This window comes from Providencia sp. PROV236, assembly GCF_033676985.1.
Lineage (GTDB): Bacteria > Pseudomonadota > Gammaproteobacteria > Enterobacterales > Enterobacteriaceae > Providencia > Providencia manganoxydans.
Genome location: NZ_CP096297.1, coordinates 1,323,169 through 1,343,767 on the forward strand (window position 1 = coordinate 1,323,169; position 20,599 = coordinate 1,343,767).

Sequence of the window (20,599 nt, forward strand, 5' to 3'; positions counted from 1 at the left end):
ATGAATAAGCAGAAGAAACTAGATGTGATCTGCATGGGCCGTATTGCCGTTGACCTATATGGGCAGCAGATAGGTTCACGTCTAGAAGATATGAGTAGTTTTGCAAAGTACTTAGGCGGTTCTTCCGGCAACGTTGCATATGGCACAGCAATACAAGGCTTGAAATCATCAATGCTGGCAAGGGTGGGTGACGAACACATGGGGCGCTTTCTTCGTGAAGAGCTACAACGTGTTGGTTGCGATACCAGTCATCTAATCACAGATAAAGATAGATTAACGGGGTTGGTGATTTTGGGGATCAAGGATGAAGATACCTTTCCACTGATTTTTTACCGTGAAAATTGTGCTGATATGGCTATCACCGCGGACGATTTCAGCGAAGACTATATTGCCTCGGCACGTTGTTTGGCAATAACAGGCACTCACTTATCTCATCCCAAAACACGCTCCGCGGTGCTAAAAGCCTTAGAATATGCGAAGCGTAATGGTGTTAAAACTGCCATTGATATTGACTATCGTCCGGTACTTTGGGGGTTGACCTCTCTTGGTGATGGGGAAACGCGTTTTATTGAATCAGAAAAAGTGACGGAACAGCTGCAAGAAGTTTTGTCATTATTTGATCTGATAGTCGGTACAGAAGAAGAGTTTCACATTGCAGGTGGATCGACTGACACTATTCAAGCTCTGAAAAATATTCGCCAATTGACTGATGCAGAGCTAGTTTGTAAACGCGGTGCATTGGGATGCTCTGTATTTACTCAAGCGATCCCTGAAACATTAGATGAAGGGATCACCGTAAAAGGGGTTCGTGTCGAAGTACTTAACGTTTTAGGGGCTGGTGATGCCTTTATGTCAGGTTTACTACGTGGGTATCTAAATGGTGAAGGCTGGGAGAAAGCCTGTACTTATGCGAATGCCTGTGGGGCTTTAGTCGTCTCACGTCATGGCTGTGCTCCAGCGATGCCAAGTAAAGTCGAGCTCGATAATTATTTAGAACGTGCTGCGGCTGTACCTCGTCCGGACTTAGATCCTATGTTGAATCATTTACATCGTGTGACGACTCGCGGAACACAATGGAATGAATTGTGCGTAATGGCCTTTGACCATCGTATTCAATTTGTTGATATGGCAAGAGCTGCGGGTGCAGATATTTCATGTATTCCTTATCTGAAAAAACTGATCTTTCGTGCTAGCTGTGAAGTTGCTGAAGAAGCCGAGTTACAAGGTAAAGCAGGGTTGTTGTGCGACAGCACTTTTGGCCAAGATGTGTTGAATGATGTTACAGGTAGAGGCTGGTGGATTGGTCGACCTATTGAGCTACCTGCTTCTCGTCCACTGTGTCTAGAGCATGGCAATATTGGCTCACAGCTAGTTAGCTGGCCAAAAGAGCATATCGTGAAATGCTTGGTTTTCTTCCATCCAGAAGATAATCACCCATTACGTTTAGAGCAGGAAAAAACAGTTCAAGAAGTCTATAGCGCCTGCTGCCAATCTGGGCATGAATTATTACTTGAAGTTATTTTACCTGCGGATATGGAACGTAATGACGAACTTTATCTACGTGCAATTAAACGTTTCTATAACTTAGGTATCAAACCTGACTGGTGGAAGCTTCCACCACTGCAATCCGAAAATTGGGATGAAGTGGATTCCTTGATCCAAGAGCGTGACCCATATTGTCGAGGTGTCGTATTACTGGGGTTAGATGCGCCACAAGCTGAATTAGAAGCAGGTTTTAATGCCGCTGCGGGAAAAGCCATTGTAAAAGGGTTTGCAGTAGGCCGCACATTGTTCGGTAAGCCTTCATTAGCATGGATGAAGGGTGAGCTTGATGATGATGCGCTAGTAGAAGCGATTAAAAACAATTACCACGGCCTGATCGCCTTATGGCGTCAGCGTAAATAATATTACTTTTACCTATACACAGGAGCCTCATCATGGCAATCCAACTCGGTATTAACCCTTTGACATGGACCAATGATGATTTACCAACACTTGGCGCTGAAACGCCGTTGGAAACATGTTTAACTGAAGGTCGTCAGGCAGGATTTGTTGGTTTTGAACTCGGTAATAAGTTTCCGCGTAAAGCAGAAATTTTAGGCCCAATCCTGGAACAACATGATCTTAAACTGGTTTCTGGTTGGTACTCAGGGGAATTACTGACTCGCAGCGTTGAAGAAGAAATTGAAGCGGTTCAAGGTCACCTCGCATTACTGCGTGATTTAGGGGCGAAAGTGATGGTGTTTGCTGAAGTCACACACTGTATTCATGGTGATCAAGACAAACCTGTACACATGCGTCCACTTTTCCCCGCAGATCAGTGGGAAGAGTACGGTAGAAAACTGACTGAATTTGCAAAATACACCTTGTCACAAGGGGTCCAAATTGCTTATCACCACCATATGGGAACCGTCATTGAATCAGCAGAAGATGTTGATAATTTAATGAAATATACAGGTGATGAAGTTGGCTTACTACTCGATACTGGTCACTTAACTTTTGCGGGAGCGGATCCTGTTGAAGTTGCTAAACGTTGGGCAAAACGTATCAACCATGTTCACTGTAAAGACGTCCGTGCTGATGTACTACAAGATGTGAAAAACCGCAAAACAAGCTTCTTGAATGCCGTATTAGCGGGGGTATTTACCGTTCCGGGCGACGGTTGTGTTGATTATCCAGCGGTATTTAAAGTATTAAAAAATAGCCAATATGAAAATGGATGGTTAGTGGTTGAAGCGGAGCAAGATCCTGCAATTGCCCATCCATTAACTTATGCGACACTGGGCTATAATAACTTGCACAAATTTGCTAAAGATGCAGGTCTGATTTAAACGCCAGTGAAGTTAATAATTTGAGCTGCGATGTATTGTCGCAGCTTAAAATATGTTGTTAGAGCCGAGGTAAGCGATATGTCTAAATTATTATCAAAGTATCATTCACCAGATGAGCAGAAGCGTACTCAGCATATTACGCCAGAATCAGCTAATTGGGGGTATGTCCACTTTGATGTGTATGAACTAAAACAAGGTGAGTCGATTTCCTTGCCGGCATCGGAAAATGAGGTATGTTTAGTGTTAGTTGCGGGTAAAGCAACAGTCAAAACACCAAAGCAAACATTTGCTAATATCGGTGATCGCATGGATCCTTTTGAGCGTAAAAAGCCCTATGCTGTTTATGTAACCGCACAAGAAGCTATTGAAGTTACTGCTGAAACAGCGCTGGAATTAGCCGTATGCCAAGCAAAAGGTAAAGGAACTTACCCAACACGTTTAATTGGACCGAATGACATCGATGCAGAGCAGCGTGGACATGGAAACAATAAACGTTATGTTCATAACATTCTTCCAGATAATAAATCAGCAGACAGCTTACTCGTAGTTGAGGTATTTACAGATGAAGGGTGCACAAGTTCTTATCCAAGTCATAAACATGATACTGATAATGAACCCGCAGAAACTTATCTGGAAGAGACCTATTATCATCGTTTGAACCCATCTCAGGGGTTCTGTATGCAGCGTGTTTACACTGATGATCGTGAATTAGATGAGTGTATGGCTGTTTATAATAAAGACGTGGTAATGGTGCCAAAGGGCTATCACCCAATGGCAACAATGGCTGGTTATGATAACTATTACCTGAATGTTATGGCTGGACCAACACGTAAATGGCTCTTTACGTGGGAGAAAGATCATAACTGGGTTAATAGTGAAGAATATGCAGCTAAACATCGTGATAAAAAGTAGTTTTTATACTCATTATACTTCAAGTTGCAGTGTTATTGACTCGATTTAGCTGCATCTCGAATTATTTAGGGTATATACCAAAACCAAAATCTGTTATCTAGACTTTGCCAGCAATTCATTGCTGGCTTTTTTTATTGTCATATTAACAGTATCTGTTAATGCCAGTTACCAATGTAATTAATGCTGTTTTAATTTTACATCAATCACATTATTAATATGTTAATCTGTTCAGATGTATTCATTGTGTTAATTTTATGTAAATAAAACATGATGAGTGAGGTAGTAATGAAGCGTAAAACAGGTTTTTTCTTTGATGAGCATTGTTTTTGGCACAGTACCGGCTTGCACGCAACCACGTTACCTGTTGGAGGATGGGTACAACCGCCCGCAGGGGCTTCACATGCAGAATCCCCTGAAACTAAAAGGCGACTAAAGAGCCTAATGGACGTTTCGGGACTAAGCCGTTCTCTTGTTTTATCTTCAGCAGAACCCGCGAGTGAAGTAACTCTGCTAAAAATACATCCTCAAGCGTATTTAACCCGTTTTAAACAAGTCAGCGATAATGGTGGCGGGCTCTTAGGTAAAGAAGCGCCATTAGGGCCGGGTAGTTATGAGATTGCTAAATTATCAGCTGGGTTAGCCTGTGCGGCCGTCGAAGCCGTACTTAGCGGTGAGTTGGATAATGCGTATAGCCTTTCTCGACCACCTGGGCACCATTGTTTGCCCGATGAATCCATGGGATTTTGTTTCCTAGCAAACATTCCATTAGCGATTGAACGTGCAAAAGAACAATTTAATATACAGCGTGTAGCCGTCATTGATTGGGATGTGCACCATGGTAATGGTACTCAACATATTTTTTGGGATCGCTCCGATGTTTTAACCATTTCATTGCATCAAGACGGATGTTTTCCTCCGGGGTATAGCGGTGAAGATGATATTGGTGGTGGTGAAGGTGAAGGGTACAATCTCAATATTCCATTACTGGCTGGCGCTGGCCACAATAGCTATATCTATGCAATGAAACAGATAGTCATACCTGCCTTGGAGCGCTTCAAACCTGAGTTGATCATTGTTGCTAGTGGCTATGATGCAAATGCATTAGATCCACTGGCAAGAATGCAATTACACAGTGAAAGTTTTCGAGAAATGACTCAGTTAGTCATGGAAGCTGCAGATAGGCTATGTGATGGAAAGCTGGTTATTGTTCATGAAGGCGGCTACTCGGAAGCTTATGTACCATTTTGTGGTTTAGCGGTGATTGAAGAGATGGTGGGGGTTAGAACTGAAGTCCAAGATCCATTATTGGATTTTATTGGCTTGCAACAACCTAGGGCTGAATTTGAACTATTTCAACAACAAATGTTGGATAAGCTCAAAGGCAAATTTGGTTTGTAATTAAGAGAAAATCGGTTTGCTCCCTATTTCTAGGGGCAAACCGTATTAGCGTATGAGTTAGTAAGCCGCAGTGAATTGTTTCCGAATAAATTTTGGTTTTTCGGCTTCGTCAAGAATGGCGACAGCAAGATCTTCCACTGAAATTTTTGCGGGAACATGCCCATTCATTAACAGTTGGTTGCCTGCAATTCTAAATGTTTCAGTTCGTTCTCCTGATTCAAGTACAGCCGCAGGGGAGACAAATGTCCAGTCAAGATCTTGTATCGTTTGTAAGGTTTGCTTAAATTCTTTTACGGCTTGGGCACCCGGTTTGATAGCCGCGGGGAAATCAGGGGAATCAATCAAATCGACACCTGGCGCTATTTCGAGACTACCCGCACCGCCGACAACAATAAAACGTTTTACGCCTGATTGTCGGACTGCCTGTAAGATAGATTGGTTACCCGTTATGGTATCTTGATACAAATTAGGGTTTTGCCAACCCCCATTGAAGGCACTGATCACAATATCTTGGCCTCGGAGCCGAGCGGTTAGCCAAGGGGTATCCGTAATATCTCCCGCCATAGTGATTAAATGAGCATGCTGTGAGAGTTGATTACTATGACGAGAAATAGCCATAACTTGATGATGGCGAAGCAGCGCTTCATTAACAAGTGCCTTGCCTACAAAACCTGTTGCTCCAATAATGGATATTTTCATTGTTTGCTCCGCAAGTTAATTATACTCATCGTTATTCAAGCTGCGGTGTTAGGCTAAAACAGTCTTTGTATCAGGCTTCATTGTTGGTGCATTTTACCTAATTGCATCTTGATGTATTAGAGTATTTTTAATAGTCATATTTTTAGTGGGTACCCTTTGAGTATAACGTAATGTTAATAAATGTAGTGGTATTCCCTTAGCAATTTACTCTTCATTACGAGTGGCTTTGCAAAGATGGATTTTGTGGTGGTAATGCTAATTGGCAAAAATTGATAATTTGCTCAACACAGCATTTAAATCTGTATGATTTCTTAGTTGTCATTCACTCTATACTCGTTATATTTCAAGTTGCAGGGTTGTTGACTATACTCAGCGAGTCGAGTCATAGAGTTTATCTATGCTCCCCGCCTATCTTCACTTGTCGCCTACCTGCATCTCGAATTATTGAGAATATAATTGCTATTTACTTTAATGGGGCGGGAATGTTGTTTTCAGCTAGACGAAATCATAATCACAGTAACTTCGTATTGGAAATAATAGAGGGATCATGATGTTGAATTAGCCCTGCATGACAGGGCTGATAGGAAATTACTTCGCATCTCTAAATAATCTAAGAATAATACTGGTGGCTACCGCAATCGCTCCACCTAATGCGGTTTCTAGTATTCTATCAAATAACAGAACATAAGCAGGATGTCGCCAATAAATCACTTGTTCAAGTACTGAAAGGATCAGGCTGGTGACAACAAATGTCATAAAGGTATAGCCATGATGAAAGCTCATTGGCATAAGAAATGCGAAAACAACAATCGCCGCTAATCCGATATAAGGCATCAAAGGGGTATTAAATAAGAAATAAAGCAACACGACAGAGAGTAAGCTTCCGGCAACACGTTGTAAGGTGATTTGAATGATACTCTGTGATTTTGGGTGTAATACAAATACAAAGGTGAGTAATGTCCAATAAAAATGGCCTAAGCCAAGCATCAGTGGGATGGTTAATGACAGCATCAGTCCAATTGCATAGGTCATTGAACGAGGAATAATGTATTTACGTAAGGTAAATAAATTTTGCTCAACTAAACTTCCTGTAATAATAGCACGGCGATGCATTTTTTTACTTAATAAATAACAGGTTATTAAAGTGACGCTGCTACCAATAATAAATCCAAATGCTAAGCTTTTAGAAATATCAGGTAGGATCGTTCCAATGGTGGACATAATAATCATAAATTTCATGGTCAGATCCATGACAGGATCAGTCCCGTAAAGCTGATAATAAACAAAAGAAAAGAGGGTAAGGTAGATATAAAAAGCGGTACCTAATCGTAGCGTATCACCGATAAAAATCGCGACGAGGATCATGACAAGCCAAAAAGAAGTATAAAGATAATTTTTGTACTCTTTAGCCGCATTAAATAGGTTAAATGCATACAATGTCGAGAATGCGGCCCACATAGAGGCTTGTACATCCATAATGGCAAATGCCACTAAAGCACTTAATAGCATACAGCCACTGAACATGAGTCCGTCATTGATTGCTGGTATTTCCCTCATAAAAAGATGCTCACAATAGGTTTTATAAGTTATTATTTATTAAGATGATTTTATATTAACATAATTATAAGCTTACCGTTTTGAATCAATTAAATCGATTGAAAGTAAACGATAAATGGTTGTTTTTGTATAAATGTGCCGCGCGGTATTTTTTTGCGGCTTAAAAATGCATAATAATCCTATAGTGCATCATTAGATTGAAAACAAGGAATAGATAATGCAAGTGCAGCCACATGATTTTGTTTGGATCAATAGTCTTGATGATTTACCCGTAGAAACATTACCTGAATGGGTGATTTCTCAATGGAATAAACAATTGCCATTAGTAGTGCGTAGAGAAGCGGCAGCAGAAAATAAACTTACAGTTGGGATCCGCGGTATTAAACCCTCACAACGCTTTGTTACACAAATTGATAAATCATCTATTACACATATTATGGATGTTGCATCCCTTGTCAGTAATTCACGTGAACTACAACGTTCCATGTTTATTGCACTACCACCAGTACAAGTGCTGTTACTTCTTTCACAGCATAATTGGCCATGGACATGGGCAGTGACAGGCAGTTGCGCTTATACATTGGTTACTGATATTCAAAGTATGTTATCAGATGGCGATTTGGACGTGGTTATTCGTTGTCCAACACCGCACCAAAAAGAAGATTTTGCTGAGTTTGCCATTAAAGCAAATACGCCATTATGTCGTATAGATATTCATGTAGAGACTCCAAAAGGGGGCTTTTCATTGGCTGAATGGTTTAAAAATGACGAAGTGACTCTACATACACCACGAGGTAATGTGATGACTGCCGATCCGTGGGATATTAATTTATAATATTGATACTTGTCATTCCTCCTATTACAGAGTTGTAGAGCGACGTTTACTCGCTTGTTGTTTAGCTGCATCTTGAATTATTTAAGGTATAAAGTTGCTGCTAACTCAATCACATTGTTTAAAAAATAATTTTGATGCTCGTGCAGTTGAATTTTTTTACATCAATGTACTCGTCATATATCAAGTCGCCGTATTGTTAACGCCGCTCATCCACATTAATTATGTATATAAGCTCTCTGGGACGGATGCTCTTACCGCTTAACGGAATTTGAATTATTGAAAGTATGGCTAACAAAGTGGAAACGTGAGTTTTTACCCCACTTTGCTAGCTTAAATGTGTTCGACCACTGGCTCTGTAAGTGCAGAGTGATACCACTCTTGCATCGCGGGTAAAGCAATCATTCGGTCAACCCATTGTTGTGCTGCATTGCTGACAGGTAATTGATAGCTTCGTATTCTAAATGCGATGGGAGCAAAGAACGCATCTACCGCAGTAAACTGTGCTCCTGCCAGCCAAGGTCCTCCAAAAGTGGTAAAGCCTTCCTGCCATAATTGTTGAAGGCGATTTAGATCAGCTTGTAACTCCCTTGATATTTTTTCAAGGGGGGATTGGTGAGAGAGATTCATTGGGCAAGTTTGACGAAGAACTGAAAATCCAGAATGCATTTCTGCGCTAGCGCATCTCGCCCATGTACGTGCATTTTTATCTGTAGGCCAAACTTGCGGGTATTCTTCATATAAATATTCACTAATAGCGAGTGAGTCCCATACAGTTTGTTTTCCATCGACTAAACAAGGCACTAAACCCGATGGAGAAAAGCTTTTAAATTTATCGTGACTACTTTTTCCAATTCCGACTTCGAAATAGCAGATATTTTCATCAAAAGGAATATTCAGTACTTTCAGCAAGATCCAAGGACGTAAAGACCAAGAGGAGTAATTTTTATTGGCTATCCAAAGTTTGTACATAGTCACTTTCTCCATGAGGCGATAGGTCTGAAAATGAAAGGTGAGATCAAGATGATACGAAGTTAACAATTTAAAGGGGTTTTAGAGAAGCTACAAATGTCTTTTTACAAAAGAATGAACGATAGCCTATATTTTTTTAATTATAAGATATAACCAAAATATTAACCAATGGCGAGTAATAAAAATAAATGGTTTCTTTTGTTTACAAAAACTGAAGATAATTTTATTAATATTTAATATCTAAAGCTCGACAAATCACTATTTATAAAAAATATTAAGAATGGTGACCGTATTTGAATATCATCAACAAAATATTTGTTTAAGTTAGGGATAGGAATAATTTTTGATAACCCTTATGATTACAGCAGTTTATTAAAACGCTCAATTACCTTTTAATTTACAAGGTTATTTATATGCAATGGAAAAATAGTGCCACACGTTACGGGCATATCTCTTTGCTCGTTCACTGGTTGGTTGCGATCGTCGTATATGGAATGTTCGCATTAGGTTTATGGATGGTGACACTAGGTTATTATGATAGCTGGTATCATCAAGCCCCCGAAATTCATAAAAGTATAGGTATTTTATTATTTATTGTTATGGCATTTCGTGTGGTTTGGCGTTTTATTTCGCCACCACCTAAGCCTCTTGAGAGTTATAGTCGCTTAACGAGATTAAGTTCAGCAATTGCACAGATTCTCATCTATATTATTTTATTTAGTATCCTGATCAGTGGATATTTAATTTCAACCGCTGATGGCCAGCCAATTAGTGTATTTGGATGGTTCGAAGTACCGGCTTTATTTACTGGAGCAGCAACACAGGCAGATACCGCAGGTGAAGTTCATCTATATCTTGCTTGGGCCGTTGTTTTGCTATCAGTTTTACATGCCTTTGCGGCATTTAAACATCACTTCTTTGATGGTGATATTACTTTAAAAAGAATGTTGGGTTTTAATCCCGATAAATAAACGTGGAGATAAATATGTTTAAGAAAACAGTTCTTGGTTTAGCTGCTGGAGCTTTATTTTTAACCGCAGGTTCAGCTTTAGCAGAAACCTATAAATTTGATAAACAAGGTCAGCACGCATTTATCGAATTCCGTATCCAACATTTAGGTTATAGCTGGGTTTACGGTAGCTTTAAAGATTTTGATGGTAGCTTTACTTATGATGCAAAAGATCCTGCAAAGGACAAAGTTGAAGTCACTATCAAAACAGGCAGCATCGATACTAATCATGCAGAGCGCGATAAACACTTGCGTAGCGGTGATTTCTTAAATGCAGCAAAATTCCCAGAAGCGAAATTTGTTTCAACAGAAGTGAAAAAAGAAGGTGAAATTTATAAGATCACTGGTGATTTCACTTTAAATGGTGTGACAAAACCAATTACTTTAGATGCAAAACTAATGGGTGAAGGTAAAGATCCATGGGGTGGCTATCGTGCTGGTTTTGAAGCTCAAGGTAATATCAAGTTGAAAGATTTCAACATTAAATCTGACCTTGGTCCAAAATCACAAGAAGCAGAATTGCTGATTTCAGTTGAAGGTGTTCAAGAGAAGTAATGCCTAATTAGCTGAAAAACGAATTCTGTTTGTCGGCAGAGGTTAAGGTTTTTGAAATAAATTAGGAAAATCAATTCATTGATTTTCGGCTGATAACACGGAGCGGGAAAACCACGTTTTTTTCCTACTCCGTCAACAACCTCTAAAAGCCCCAATACATTTATGTATTGGGGCTTTTTACATTTATTTATAGTTTTTTGTATGAAAGCATACATCTTTAAGGCATAGCGATGGCACTCGCGACATCGTTTTCTCGACTTTCATAGTCTCACGCAGCTGATACTCAATTGATCCTCGAAATAATATGGTTAATTTCCCTTTTTCCTATAGCTTGAGAACTTTATAACAAGGTAGAATGTATAGAAAATCAATTGGTTTTTATAAATAAAATTTATTTAAATAAATCAATTGAAAAATTAATAGGTATCTAGATATAAAGGTAAGCCCCTTGGAGACAAAAAATTCACGCAAAACAGCACTGGTTGTTGTTGTTATTTTTATTGCATTTGCCATCGGATTTTATTGGTTAGGCAAGGATGATAATACATTATCAACACAGACGAATGCTGAGGTTCAAGAAGATGTTTTAACGGCACCATTAAGCGTGAGCCAAGTAGAGGCATTGTCGAAATTAGAAGAGCAGATGCCTGTTATTGAAACGATTAAAAAAATGAGCCCTGTCGCGTATCAGAGCCTAGAACAAATCGTGCGTGAGTATGATCCATCGAACGAGTTACTGACTCGACAAATGTTTGATCAAGTGGTTGCTAGCGTGATGAAGTTAGTGATTGAGCGTATGCCCTATGCAACAGATGACTCAGTGATTAATTTTACTCATAAAGTGAATGATTATTTAAAAGTGTTACTAGAGGCTGATCCAACAGGGCAAACTTGTTTCTATTCACTATTCCCTTATTTACGCGATTCTGCGGCCGTTATTCCGCCACAAAAAAGCCATGCAATGTTACTTAAGCAATTAGCAGCAACCAATGATTTGCTAATTTCAAGTGAGTCCAATATCAAACAGCCAACATTAACTAATGAAGAACAAATGGCGATTTTAACCAGTTTACAAGAGAAACTGGCAGCACAATACGGCAAGGAAACTCAATTACTTGCGAACTTAGAGCAAGCAAAACAAAAGCCAGCTTTAACTTGTCGTATTTCTATTAGCTTCTATGATCACATTCTTGCGATGCCTGATAATAAACAAAAAGCCGCTTTTTTAAGAACCTTATTTTCAAGTGCTAATCAGTAGTAACAAATAGCAGACCCCATTTATTATGGGGTCTTTTACCATCCAACAGTCAAATACGACCTATTACTTCCTCTATTTTAATGACTAAATAGCATTTTATTGTTATTGAATGTTTCAAATGGCTGTGCAAGCTAAGTAATTCTTCTATACTTTCAGAGTTAAATTCTATGGCTAAGCCAATGGGCGTCTTAATTGATTACCATTAATATATTCTATTGTGTTAGTTTATTATTATAGGGTTACGATAAGTTTGAATTTTATCGAGGAGGTAGGATGTCATTTGTTAAGAAAAGTATGGTTGCTCTGCTAACAGCGGCCGCGGTATACGTCCCTTCAATCGTCACCCAAGCTTGTACTAGAGTGGTTTATTTAGGCGATGATCAGCAAACCATGACCGCAAGAACAATGGATTGGAAATATGATATTGGAACTAATTTATGGATTTTTCCTCGCGGTATGGAAAGAGATGGGATTGCTGGGCCTAATTCTCTTAAATGGAAATCCAAATATGGCAGCGTGATTGCTTCTGGTTATGATATTTCTACAACAGATGGTGTTAATGAAAAAGGTTTAGTTACTAATCTTTTATGGTTAGCAGAATCTAAGTATCCACAAGCGGATGATAAGCAGCCTGCATTATCTATTTCTCTATGGGCACAATATATGCTTGATAATTATGCATCTGTTGCTGAAGCTGTAGAGGCACTGGAAAAAACACCTTTAGTGGTCATGACCGATAACGTACCGGGTCAAGATCGCTTGGCGACATTGCACTTATCATTATCAGATGCGAGCGGTGATAGTGCAATTATTGAATATATTGATGGTAAACAAGTGATCCACCACAGCCGCCAATATCAGGTGATGACAAACTCTCCGACTTACGAGAAACAGCTAGCGATGCAGGAATATTGGCAAGGAATTGGTGGTACAGTCATGTTACCTGGGACGAATCGTTCAGCGGATAGGTTTGCCCGAGCTCAATTTTATATTAATGCCATCCCACAACACACAACGCCAAATAAAGCGGTAGCCAGTGTATTTGGTGTTATTCGTAATGTCTCAGTTCCTTATGGTTTAACAACAGAAAATTCTCCAGAAATTTCATCAACGCGTTGGCGGACGCTTGTTGACCATAAACGCCAACTCTACTTTTTTGAATCAGCGCTAACCCCAAATATTTTTTGGACGGATTTGAAGAAAATCGACTTTTCAGCTGAAACAGGTAAGGTTAAAAAATTAGATTTAGGTGTAGAGCAGGATCATATTTTTTCAGGTGATGCGACCAAAGAGTATGTTGATAGTAAACCATTTGAGTTCCTAGGGCTTTCTGCGAAACAACTTGGATATTAAGTTTTTTCGACAACCTTCTGAGTAAACAGAAGATTGAAATCGTTGACGAAGTGGGATAAAAGTGTTTTTTCCCACTTCGTGTTCTCAGTCGAAAATCAATGAGTTGATTTTACTTATTAATTTCAAAATCTTATTCATTGCCACCAAATATAATACGTTTTTCAGCAGTCTGAACGTTCCGAATAAACAGAAGGTTGATTTTAATCAAGTCAATATCTATCTCATCATGAAACCTTTGCAGCTTATTCAATAAAACTATAAGATGTATTTAATATACAACTTAAAGGTGATGGTATGAGTGAATTAGTTTGCTACAAAACGATGCCTGTATGGGATAAAGCGTCTCTTCCGTTGATGTTTCAAGATAGACATAACACGAAAGAGGATACTTATGCTCAGCTTCGTGTTTTAGCAGGAACGCTAGATTTTATCATTTTTGCTGATGATGGCAGTGAGCAGAAATTTACATTTGATGTGAATAATCAACCGCCACTTATTGCTCCACAAGTTTGGCACCGAATTGCTGCTTGTAGTGATGATATGCAATGCCAGCTCTCTTTTTTATGTCAGCCAGAGATTAAATTTTATAAAGAATATGGATTGACTATCCCGCATTCGGAAGTCAGATTTTTATGTGAAAATCACCTATCTCAACCATGTAAAACGCTTGATCTCGGCTCAGGACGCGGACGTAATAGTTTTTATCTTGCTCTGCAAGGCTATGATGTCACTGCTGTGGATATTAACCCACAACACATTCAAGCAATTGAGTTTGTAAAAAGACAAGCAGAGATCGAAAATATCAAGACCGCCGTTTATGATATTAATAGCCATCAAATAAAAGGTGACTATGACCTGATTATATCGACGGTTGTTCTAATGTTTTTACAGAGAGAGAACATTGCTAATGTTATTGCCGATATGCAGGCGCACACATTATCTGGCGGTATTAATTTAATTGTTTGCCCAGTTGAAACACCAGATGCACCACTTGATTTGATCCCATTCAAATGTTTCCTCAAAGCCGGTGAGCTTCAAGAGTATTATCAAGATTGGGAAATTTTAAAGTACAACGAAGATCCTGGACATTTGCATCGCACTGATGCGGATGGTAACCGTATTAAACTTAATTTTGCGACATTGATTGCGAAGAAAAAATAATATTATTGCGGGATACATGAGTATCCCGCTAAATCATTAAGCTTAGTTTGTTGCTTTTGCTTGGTCATTTGATTTTTGCTGTGAACTTCTTTGCAAGGTTCTTTCTAATAAAACCGAGTAGAGCGGTCTGCCACCAAGTAGCTGTGCAACCATAGTTGCTCCTAAACAAGTAATAATCATCGGTAAAATCAACTGATAATTACTTGTCATTTCAAGTACTAAAACTAAACCGGTTAGTGGCGCTCGTACTGTTGCGGCAAATAATGCCCCCATACCCGCAATAGCAAAAGTTCCAATCTCAATCGGATAATCAGGAAATATTTCTTGTATACAGTAACCATAAATTCCACCGAAAAGCGTACCTAATGCGAGAAGTGGGGAGAAAATTCCGCCAGGTGCTCCTGAGCTAAAGCTAATTGTAGAGGTTAAAAAACGCAGAGCGAAAAATAACAATAGGATAGTCACAGTGAAACTACCTGCCATCATCTGATGGATCACTGAAAAACCGCCACCAACAATTTCTGGCATATACACACCAATCGCCCCACAGCAGCCACCAATTAGGCCACCCATGAGCACAAACCGAGAAACTTTATCTTTATAGAATGCGAGGAATTTTGTTTGCAAGTAAAGTAAGAAATTATTAAAACAAATACCAATAACGCCAAATAGCATGCCTAGAATTAAGTAGAGCCAAAGTGTATTTAATGGAGCTGATGAAAAATGTCCAACATTTAAGATTGCAGCCTGACCACTGATTAATTGATACACGATGGTTGATGTAATCGAACCAATAAATACTGCTTTAATAGAAATGAGGCTATATTTGAATTGAGGACGCATTTCTTCAATAACAAATAAAATACCTGCAAGAGGAGCATTAAAGGCAGTTGATAAACCTGCTGCTGCACCAGCAGCTAATAAAGTATGGCGTGACTCATTATTTTTAACACGGAAAATGTCATAAAACATTTGGCTAATATTTGCCCCAAGCTGGACTGTTGGGCCTTCACGACCAAGTACCATACCTGAGCCTAAAGCACCTAATCCACCAAAAAACTTTACAGGGATCACTCGCCACCAACGAACAGGTCGCAAATCTTGTAGAGCACCTTCAATTTCAGGGATACCAGAGCCGCCTGATTCAGGCGATATCTTTTTGACAAGATAATAACCAATCATGGCGAGTATGGCTGATACTGCAAACATTGCTGGGATGATTAGCCATTTATCAGTGACATATTGACTAACGGTACTACTGCGATAGTTACTGACCCACGTAGTACCCAATTCAAAAAGAGAACCTACTAGGCCAACAAATGCGCCAATCAAAGCGGCCAATAATAAGATACCAAGTGGAGTTTTATTGGATTCTTTTAATCGTCTGAGTATTCCGAAACGATACTTCATCGCGGACTGACTAATAGGACTTTGTTCGGACATCTCTTTATGACTCTCTATTTATGATTGGTGACAAAACAACAATAATTCTAGCATAACAAAGAATAAGGCAACCATATCATAAAAATATGGGTAGGTATTTTATTTAAGAAATAAAATGAGTTATAGAGAAAGTACCAGCACTTTATAACTATTGAAATACGATTTTAATGTGTATGAAATTCAATATATAAGCCTAATTATTTGCATGTAGGGAATGATTTATTTCAATAATGATAACAATGAATAGAAACTGATCTTTATTGAATTTGTAAGCTAAATAATCAGTGAATTAATATCTAGCGTCTACATTCAGTTTCAATAAGGGGGTAAGTATGACCACTCCATTCGATATTTACCCATCAATTGATATCGTGTCTGGTTTTGCTATGGTTTCACAAGCTGCAATCAAAATGACGTTAGAAAACTCTTATGACCAATCTCACGTCAGTAAGATGATCCTTGGAACACCGACTGAAGTTATTAACAAATGGCAGAATGAAGGAGCAAAAAAAGTACATATCGTTGATTTAAATGCAGCAGCAGGTACTGGTGATAATTATCAAGCGGTGAAACAGGCAATTTCAATGTCGCATGTTCGTGCTCAAGTATGTGGTGGAATACGGGACGATAGAACACTTGAGCGTGCATTGAATTTAGGATGCGAAAGAGTAAATATTGGTACTGCGGTATTAGAAAATATAAAGTGGTGTGAAAAGGTAATCAAAGAACATGGTAATAAAATCGCTATTGCTTTAGATGTTAAACAAATTAATGGTGATTATTACTTAACGAGCCGAGGATGGAGAGTGAATGGTGGTTTATTGTGGCCAGTATTAGACAAATTAAATAAGTTAGGCTGCTTACGTTATGTCGTCACAGACGTTGAAAAAGGCGGAATGTTAAGTAAACCAAATTTTGATTTATTAAAAAAAGTTTGTACTAAAACTGATAGTCCTATTATTGCTGGTGGTGGTGTTTCATCTTTAAATGATATTATCACATTATCTGACATGCGAGAGCTAGGTATTGAAGGTGTGATACTTGGGCAAGCACTTCATATAGGTATAATAAATATACCTAGTATTTTATCGATAGTATAATTTAATTAATCTTGATTAAGAGTGCATTTATGGGAAAAATATTTTCTATTAAAATGGAGAATATAAGCTTGCTAGGTGCATTATATTATCCTGTGGATAATAGCCTATTTTATAAAGCATATAGATATTCTCCTGAATTATTTCATTATAATAATGGTATGCTAAATAGTCGAGGGCAAAGTTATTACGAGAAGTTAAATTGCAACCAAATGATCCATCAAATAAAAGTTTTAAAAAATAAATATTTGATGGTTCCTTATATGGCTGCGGAAAAAATTATAAAGTATGTGATTGTAGATCATGTTTTCTCTAAATTGGTTCGTTTAGCTGATTTTATTATAGGAGCTTATGATAGTTTTGAAAGTATTTTATTTAATTATATCAGAGCAATTAATTGGTGTGCTTATACAATTATCTGTTTCTTTCAAGGAAAGCCTTTACCTAAATATACCGATGAGTTAGAGGGAATTTCGATTGATCCTAGCTTAGAGTTAAAATTTCCACGGGAACAAATTGAAGCAGACAATCATTTTATTTCCTTATCATCAGTTAGTTATCTAAAAAAACAGTATGATTATATTGTCGGTATTGCATTGGGTGGGATTAGTTGCGCAGCGATAGCAAGTTGTTATTTAAATAAGCCTCTTAGTATCATAAAAATCTCTTATTATGATGAGAGAAATATTGGTAAATCAATACCGCTATATAAAAATTGGTTGGATAAAGGGAATATATTATTGATAGATGATAATTGTGGTAGTGGGGTAACCTTAAATAAAGCTAAACAATATTTAAATGCAATAACAGACTGTTCTATATCAACATATGCAACGGAATTACATTGGGAAAAATTTTTTAGGTGTAAGGTGTATAAACATCAAGATCAGATATTTGAGCTAAACTTTATGACGGAGTTAACACCATGGTGTTTTAGGCATTTTGAGTTGCTTAATATATTAAAAGATAAAGAAAAAAATGCATTGGAAGTATGTGGCGTTACAACAGAAGATTGGGCTAATTATTCATTAAAAATGATATCAATATTGTATAAAATATTTCCAGCGGAAAAAAGACTTTTAGCACTATTTAATAGGTTTAGTTTATTTATTGAGGATCCAACATAAAAGAGGAACTATGAAAAAAACACATATTATATGGGATTGGAATGGAACTCTTTTAGATGATGTTAATATTTCTTTATTTGCAGCTAATCAAGTGTTTATTAGCTTAGATATTAAGCCATTGACGTTAAATGAATATAGACAATATTACTCGGTTCCCATTCAGAAATTTTATCATAATGTATTAGGTCGTACTCCAACAAAAATTGAATGGAAAAAAATTGGGAATATTTTTAATTATTATTATAAACCAGAGGTTAGAAAAGCGAAACTGTGTAAGGATGCTATTAAAGCTTTACAATATCAGCAATTAAAAAATCTAACTCAATCAGTTTGTTCATTAATGGAACAAGACGATCTTGATTTAAGTGTATGTAATACTCAAGTAGGTAAATATTTCAATTTAATTCACGGGCGAAGCTCACAACTTTTAAAGTTTGGTAAGTCAAAACAATTAGCATCACACATTGAAAAATTAAATATTTCACCTAGTGATTGTGTTGTGATTGGTGATTCTACCGATGATGCATTATCGGCATTTGATGCTGGCGCAAAATCGATTCTTTATACTGGAGGAACTCATAGCGAGGAAAAATTATTAGCAACGGGGGCATATGTTGTTAATTCATTAGTCGAAGCTGCTATTTTAGCTGAAAGAATTACTTAAATAGGAGGAGGTATGCTACATGCTGTCATAGGATTACAATTTGGAGATGAAGGGAAAGGAAAATTTGTTGATTACCTTTCTGCAAAAATGAATAATATTGTTAGGTTTAATGGAGGTGCAAATGCAGGGCACAGTGTTCAAGTTAAAAATAAGCGTCTGTCATTTTCTCAGTTACCAGCTACTTTGCATCAACGTAACTTATTTGTTTGCCAAGGTGCACTTATTAGCCCTGAAATTTTAATAGATGAAATAGAACGCTTTAAAGCAAATTATCAAGATGTTTCTATTTGTATTGACTATCGATGTCATATTGTATTGCCTATACATGCCTTATTAAATCATGCATCTGAATATTTTAAAGGCAAACGAAAAATAGGCTCGGTCGGGGTCGGTATAGGCGCTTGTTTTGAAGATAAAGCTAACCGTCACGGGATTAGGCTCTGTGATGCCCTTGATAAAGATCGTTTAAGAGATAAATTAGCTTTTTTGTGGCAGTTACGTGAGAAGCAAATTAAATATGTCTTTAATGGTGAGGTTGCGCTAAGTTTTGAAACAACGTTAGATGTGCTGCATGAACAATGCCAATATATAAAACCTTACCTGTCTTTTACAGATAAGAAAATTCGTCAGCTAATTAATCGAAATGAAGATGTACTACTTGAGACCTCTCAAGCAACATTTTTAGATAATGCATTTGGGTCTTATCCTTATACTGTTGCTTATCAAACTTTAGTGCAAAGCTGTTTTTCAGTCATAGGGATCCCAAGTTCACCTATTCATATTTTAGGCGTTATGAAAGCGTATATGATAAGAGTGGGTAATGGGCCATTCCCGACCGAATTGAATAATGAAATTGCAGAGACACTGCGTGAAAAAGGAAATGAATACGGCACAGTTTCCAAGCGTCCGCGGCGATGTGGTTGGTTAGATTTAAATTTAATTAAACAAGCGATCGAGCTTAATGGCGTTACGGAACTCGCAATAACAAATGTGGATGTATTGGCAGGCTTTGATGAAGTTTATATTGCAATAGATTATATGGTTGAGGGCCAATCAGTTTCATGTGATGAAGCTCTATTAGATCTGGCTGAGGCTATACCAATATACCGTAAATTTTCAGGTTGGCCTCCTTTAAATGAATGTTATCAAAATAGGTCACAACTCCCAAAATCATTAGAGATTTTTTTATCTTTTATTGAAGAACAAACAAATAAAAAAATTCGTTATATTTCATATGGTGCAGATAGAGAAAAAACGATTATTTGTAGCTAAACAAAGAGGGTCCCATGATCAGTTATGTAACAGGTTTTATGTACTCCCCTGATGGTTCACAGGTAGTACTGATCAACAAAAATAAACCAGAATGGCAAAAAGGAAAATTTAATGGCGTGGGAGGAAAAATTGAAGCTGAAGAAAGTGCTAATCATGCTATAGTCCGAGAATTCTTTGAGGAAACAGGTGTAATAACGAAATTATCAGACTGGCAATGTTTTTTGATTTTAACTAATTCAAATAATTATCGTGTATATATGTTTTATACCTACAGTGAAAAATTTAATCAGGTAAAGACAGTTGAAAAAGAAATTGTGAGTTTACACTCTGTATATCAACTACCTATAAATATTATTTCAAATTTATCTTGGCTAATTCCACTATCGCAAGATCAAAAAATTAAATTTAATAATCCTATAATGATGTTCTGTCGTTCATAAGTAAATTAATATCACCTCA

At 37.7% G+C, this 20,599-nt stretch carries 19 protein-coding genes; 15 read left to right on the plus strand and 4 right to left on the minus strand.

What is annotated here, in order from left to right; translation table 11 throughout:
* The 4 genes from iolC (at position 1) to M1E96_RS05720 (ending at position 5,141) form a co-directional block, all read left to right on the plus strand.
* Positions 1–1,905, plus strand: coding sequence for a 5-dehydro-2-deoxygluconokinase (gene iolC, locus M1E96_RS05705; RefSeq protein ID WP_319066264.1), 1,905 nt, complete (start codon positions 1–3; stop codon positions 1,903–1,905).
* Positions 1,906–1,937: 32 nt separating this feature from the next.
* Positions 1,938–2,831 carry a myo-inosose-2 dehydratase gene (iolE, locus tag M1E96_RS05710; RefSeq protein WP_070925215.1) on the plus strand — a complete coding sequence of 298 codons (894 nt, stop codon included), beginning with the start codon at positions 1,938–1,940 and terminating at the stop codon, positions 2,829–2,831.
* 78 nt (positions 2,832–2,909) lie between these two features.
* Complete coding sequence (gene iolB, locus M1E96_RS05715; RefSeq protein WP_070925216.1) at positions 2,910–3,743, plus strand: 5-deoxy-glucuronate isomerase; 834 nt, start codon at positions 2,910–2,912, stop codon at positions 3,741–3,743.
* Positions 3,744–4,028: 285 nt separating this feature from the next.
* Positions 4,029–5,141, plus strand: coding sequence for a class II histone deacetylase (locus tag M1E96_RS05720; RefSeq protein ID WP_369427416.1), 1,113 nt, complete (start codon positions 4,029–4,031; stop codon positions 5,139–5,141).
* 57 nt (positions 5,142–5,198) lie between these two features.
* Here the strand turns inward: M1E96_RS05720 and M1E96_RS05725 are convergent, their stop codons facing one another.
* Together M1E96_RS05725 and M1E96_RS05730 are read right to left on the minus strand one after the other, a co-directional pair.
* Positions 5,199–5,840: an NAD(P)-dependent oxidoreductase gene (locus tag M1E96_RS05725; protein ID WP_140182831.1), complete on the minus strand. Its 642-nt coding sequence runs from the start codon at positions 5,838–5,840 to the stop codon at positions 5,199–5,201.
* A 588-nt stretch (positions 5,841–6,428) separates the two neighbouring features.
* Positions 6,429–7,397: an FUSC family protein gene (locus M1E96_RS05730; RefSeq protein ID WP_369427417.1), complete on the minus strand. Its 969-nt coding sequence runs from the start codon at positions 7,395–7,397 to the stop codon at positions 6,429–6,431.
* A 217-nt stretch (positions 7,398–7,614) separates the two neighbouring features.
* Here M1E96_RS05730 and M1E96_RS05735 point away from each other — a divergent pair, with 217 nt between their 5' ends.
* Positions 7,615–8,232, plus strand: coding sequence for a malonate decarboxylase holo-ACP synthase (locus tag M1E96_RS05735; RefSeq protein ID WP_272580169.1), 618 nt, complete (start codon positions 7,615–7,617; stop codon positions 8,230–8,232).
* 330 nt (positions 8,233–8,562) lie between these two features.
* Here the strand turns inward: M1E96_RS05735 and M1E96_RS05740 are convergent, their stop codons facing one another.
* Positions 8,563–9,201, minus strand: coding sequence for a glutathione S-transferase family protein (locus M1E96_RS05740; RefSeq protein WP_272580168.1), 639 nt, complete (start codon positions 9,199–9,201; stop codon positions 8,563–8,565).
* Between the two features lie 413 nt (positions 9,202–9,614).
* Here M1E96_RS05740 and M1E96_RS05745 point away from each other — a divergent pair, with 413 nt between their 5' ends.
* From M1E96_RS05745 to tehB, 5 genes are all read left to right on the plus strand, one after another.
* Positions 9,615–10,172, plus strand: coding sequence for a cytochrome b (locus tag M1E96_RS05745; protein ID WP_272580167.1), 558 nt, complete (start codon positions 9,615–9,617; stop codon positions 10,170–10,172).
* A 14-nt stretch (positions 10,173–10,186) separates the two neighbouring features.
* Positions 10,187–10,765: a YceI family protein gene (locus M1E96_RS05750; protein ID WP_070925223.1), complete on the plus strand. Its 579-nt coding sequence runs from the start codon at positions 10,187–10,189 to the stop codon at positions 10,763–10,765.
* Between the two features lie 448 nt (positions 10,766–11,213).
* The gene (locus tag M1E96_RS05755) at positions 11,214–12,023 is read left to right on the plus strand and encodes a topoisomerase IV (RefSeq protein ID WP_070925224.1); all 810 of its coding nucleotides are present in this window, start codon (positions 11,214–11,216) and stop codon (positions 12,021–12,023) included.
* 273 nt (positions 12,024–12,296) lie between these two features.
* Entirely contained in the window at positions 12,297–13,376 is a 1,080-nt protein-coding gene (locus tag M1E96_RS05760) for a linear amide C-N hydrolase (RefSeq protein WP_070925225.1), read from the plus strand.
* A 294-nt stretch (positions 13,377–13,670) separates the two neighbouring features.
* The gene (tehB, locus tag M1E96_RS05765) at positions 13,671–14,537 is read left to right on the plus strand and encodes an SAM-dependent methyltransferase TehB (RefSeq protein ID WP_349485428.1); all 867 of its coding nucleotides are present in this window, start codon (positions 13,671–13,673) and stop codon (positions 14,535–14,537) included.
* Positions 14,538–14,579: 42 nt separating this feature from the next.
* Here the strand turns inward: tehB and clcA are convergent, their stop codons facing one another.
* Positions 14,580–15,980, minus strand: coding sequence for a H(+)/Cl(-) exchange transporter ClcA (gene clcA, locus M1E96_RS05770; RefSeq protein WP_272580166.1), 1,401 nt, complete (start codon positions 15,978–15,980; stop codon positions 14,580–14,582).
* A gap of 332 nt (positions 15,981–16,312) precedes the next feature.
* On the opposite strand from clcA, the gene M1E96_RS05775 reads away from it, so the two are divergent.
* Genes M1E96_RS05775 through M1E96_RS05795 form a run of 5 tightly spaced genes read left to right on the plus strand, consistent with a single transcriptional unit; the run spans position 16,313 to position 20,580 of the window.
* Positions 16,313–17,080, plus strand: a complete 768-nt coding sequence (locus M1E96_RS05775; protein ID WP_272580165.1) for a HisA/HisF-related TIM barrel protein — start codon at positions 16,313–16,315, stop codon at positions 17,078–17,080.
* Positions 17,081–17,109: 29 nt separating this feature from the next.
* Complete coding sequence (locus M1E96_RS05780; RefSeq protein ID WP_272580164.1) at positions 17,110–18,204, plus strand: phosphoribosyltransferase family protein; 1,095 nt, start codon at positions 17,110–17,112, stop codon at positions 18,202–18,204.
* 10 nt (positions 18,205–18,214) lie between these two features.
* On the plus strand, positions 18,215–18,868 hold the full coding sequence (locus tag M1E96_RS05785) for an HAD family hydrolase (RefSeq protein WP_140186053.1): 654 nt from the start codon (positions 18,215–18,217) through the stop codon (positions 18,866–18,868).
* 12 nt (positions 18,869–18,880) lie between these two features.
* Positions 18,881–20,140 (plus strand): adenylosuccinate synthetase, encoded by a 1,260-nt coding sequence (locus tag M1E96_RS05790; protein WP_272580162.1) that lies wholly within the window; start codon positions 18,881–18,883, stop codon positions 20,138–20,140.
* Between the two features lie 14 nt (positions 20,141–20,154).
* Positions 20,155–20,580, plus strand: coding sequence for an NUDIX domain-containing protein (locus tag M1E96_RS05795; protein ID WP_140182821.1), 426 nt, complete (start codon positions 20,155–20,157; stop codon positions 20,578–20,580).
* The last annotated feature ends 19 nt before the right edge of the window (positions 20,581–20,599 follow it).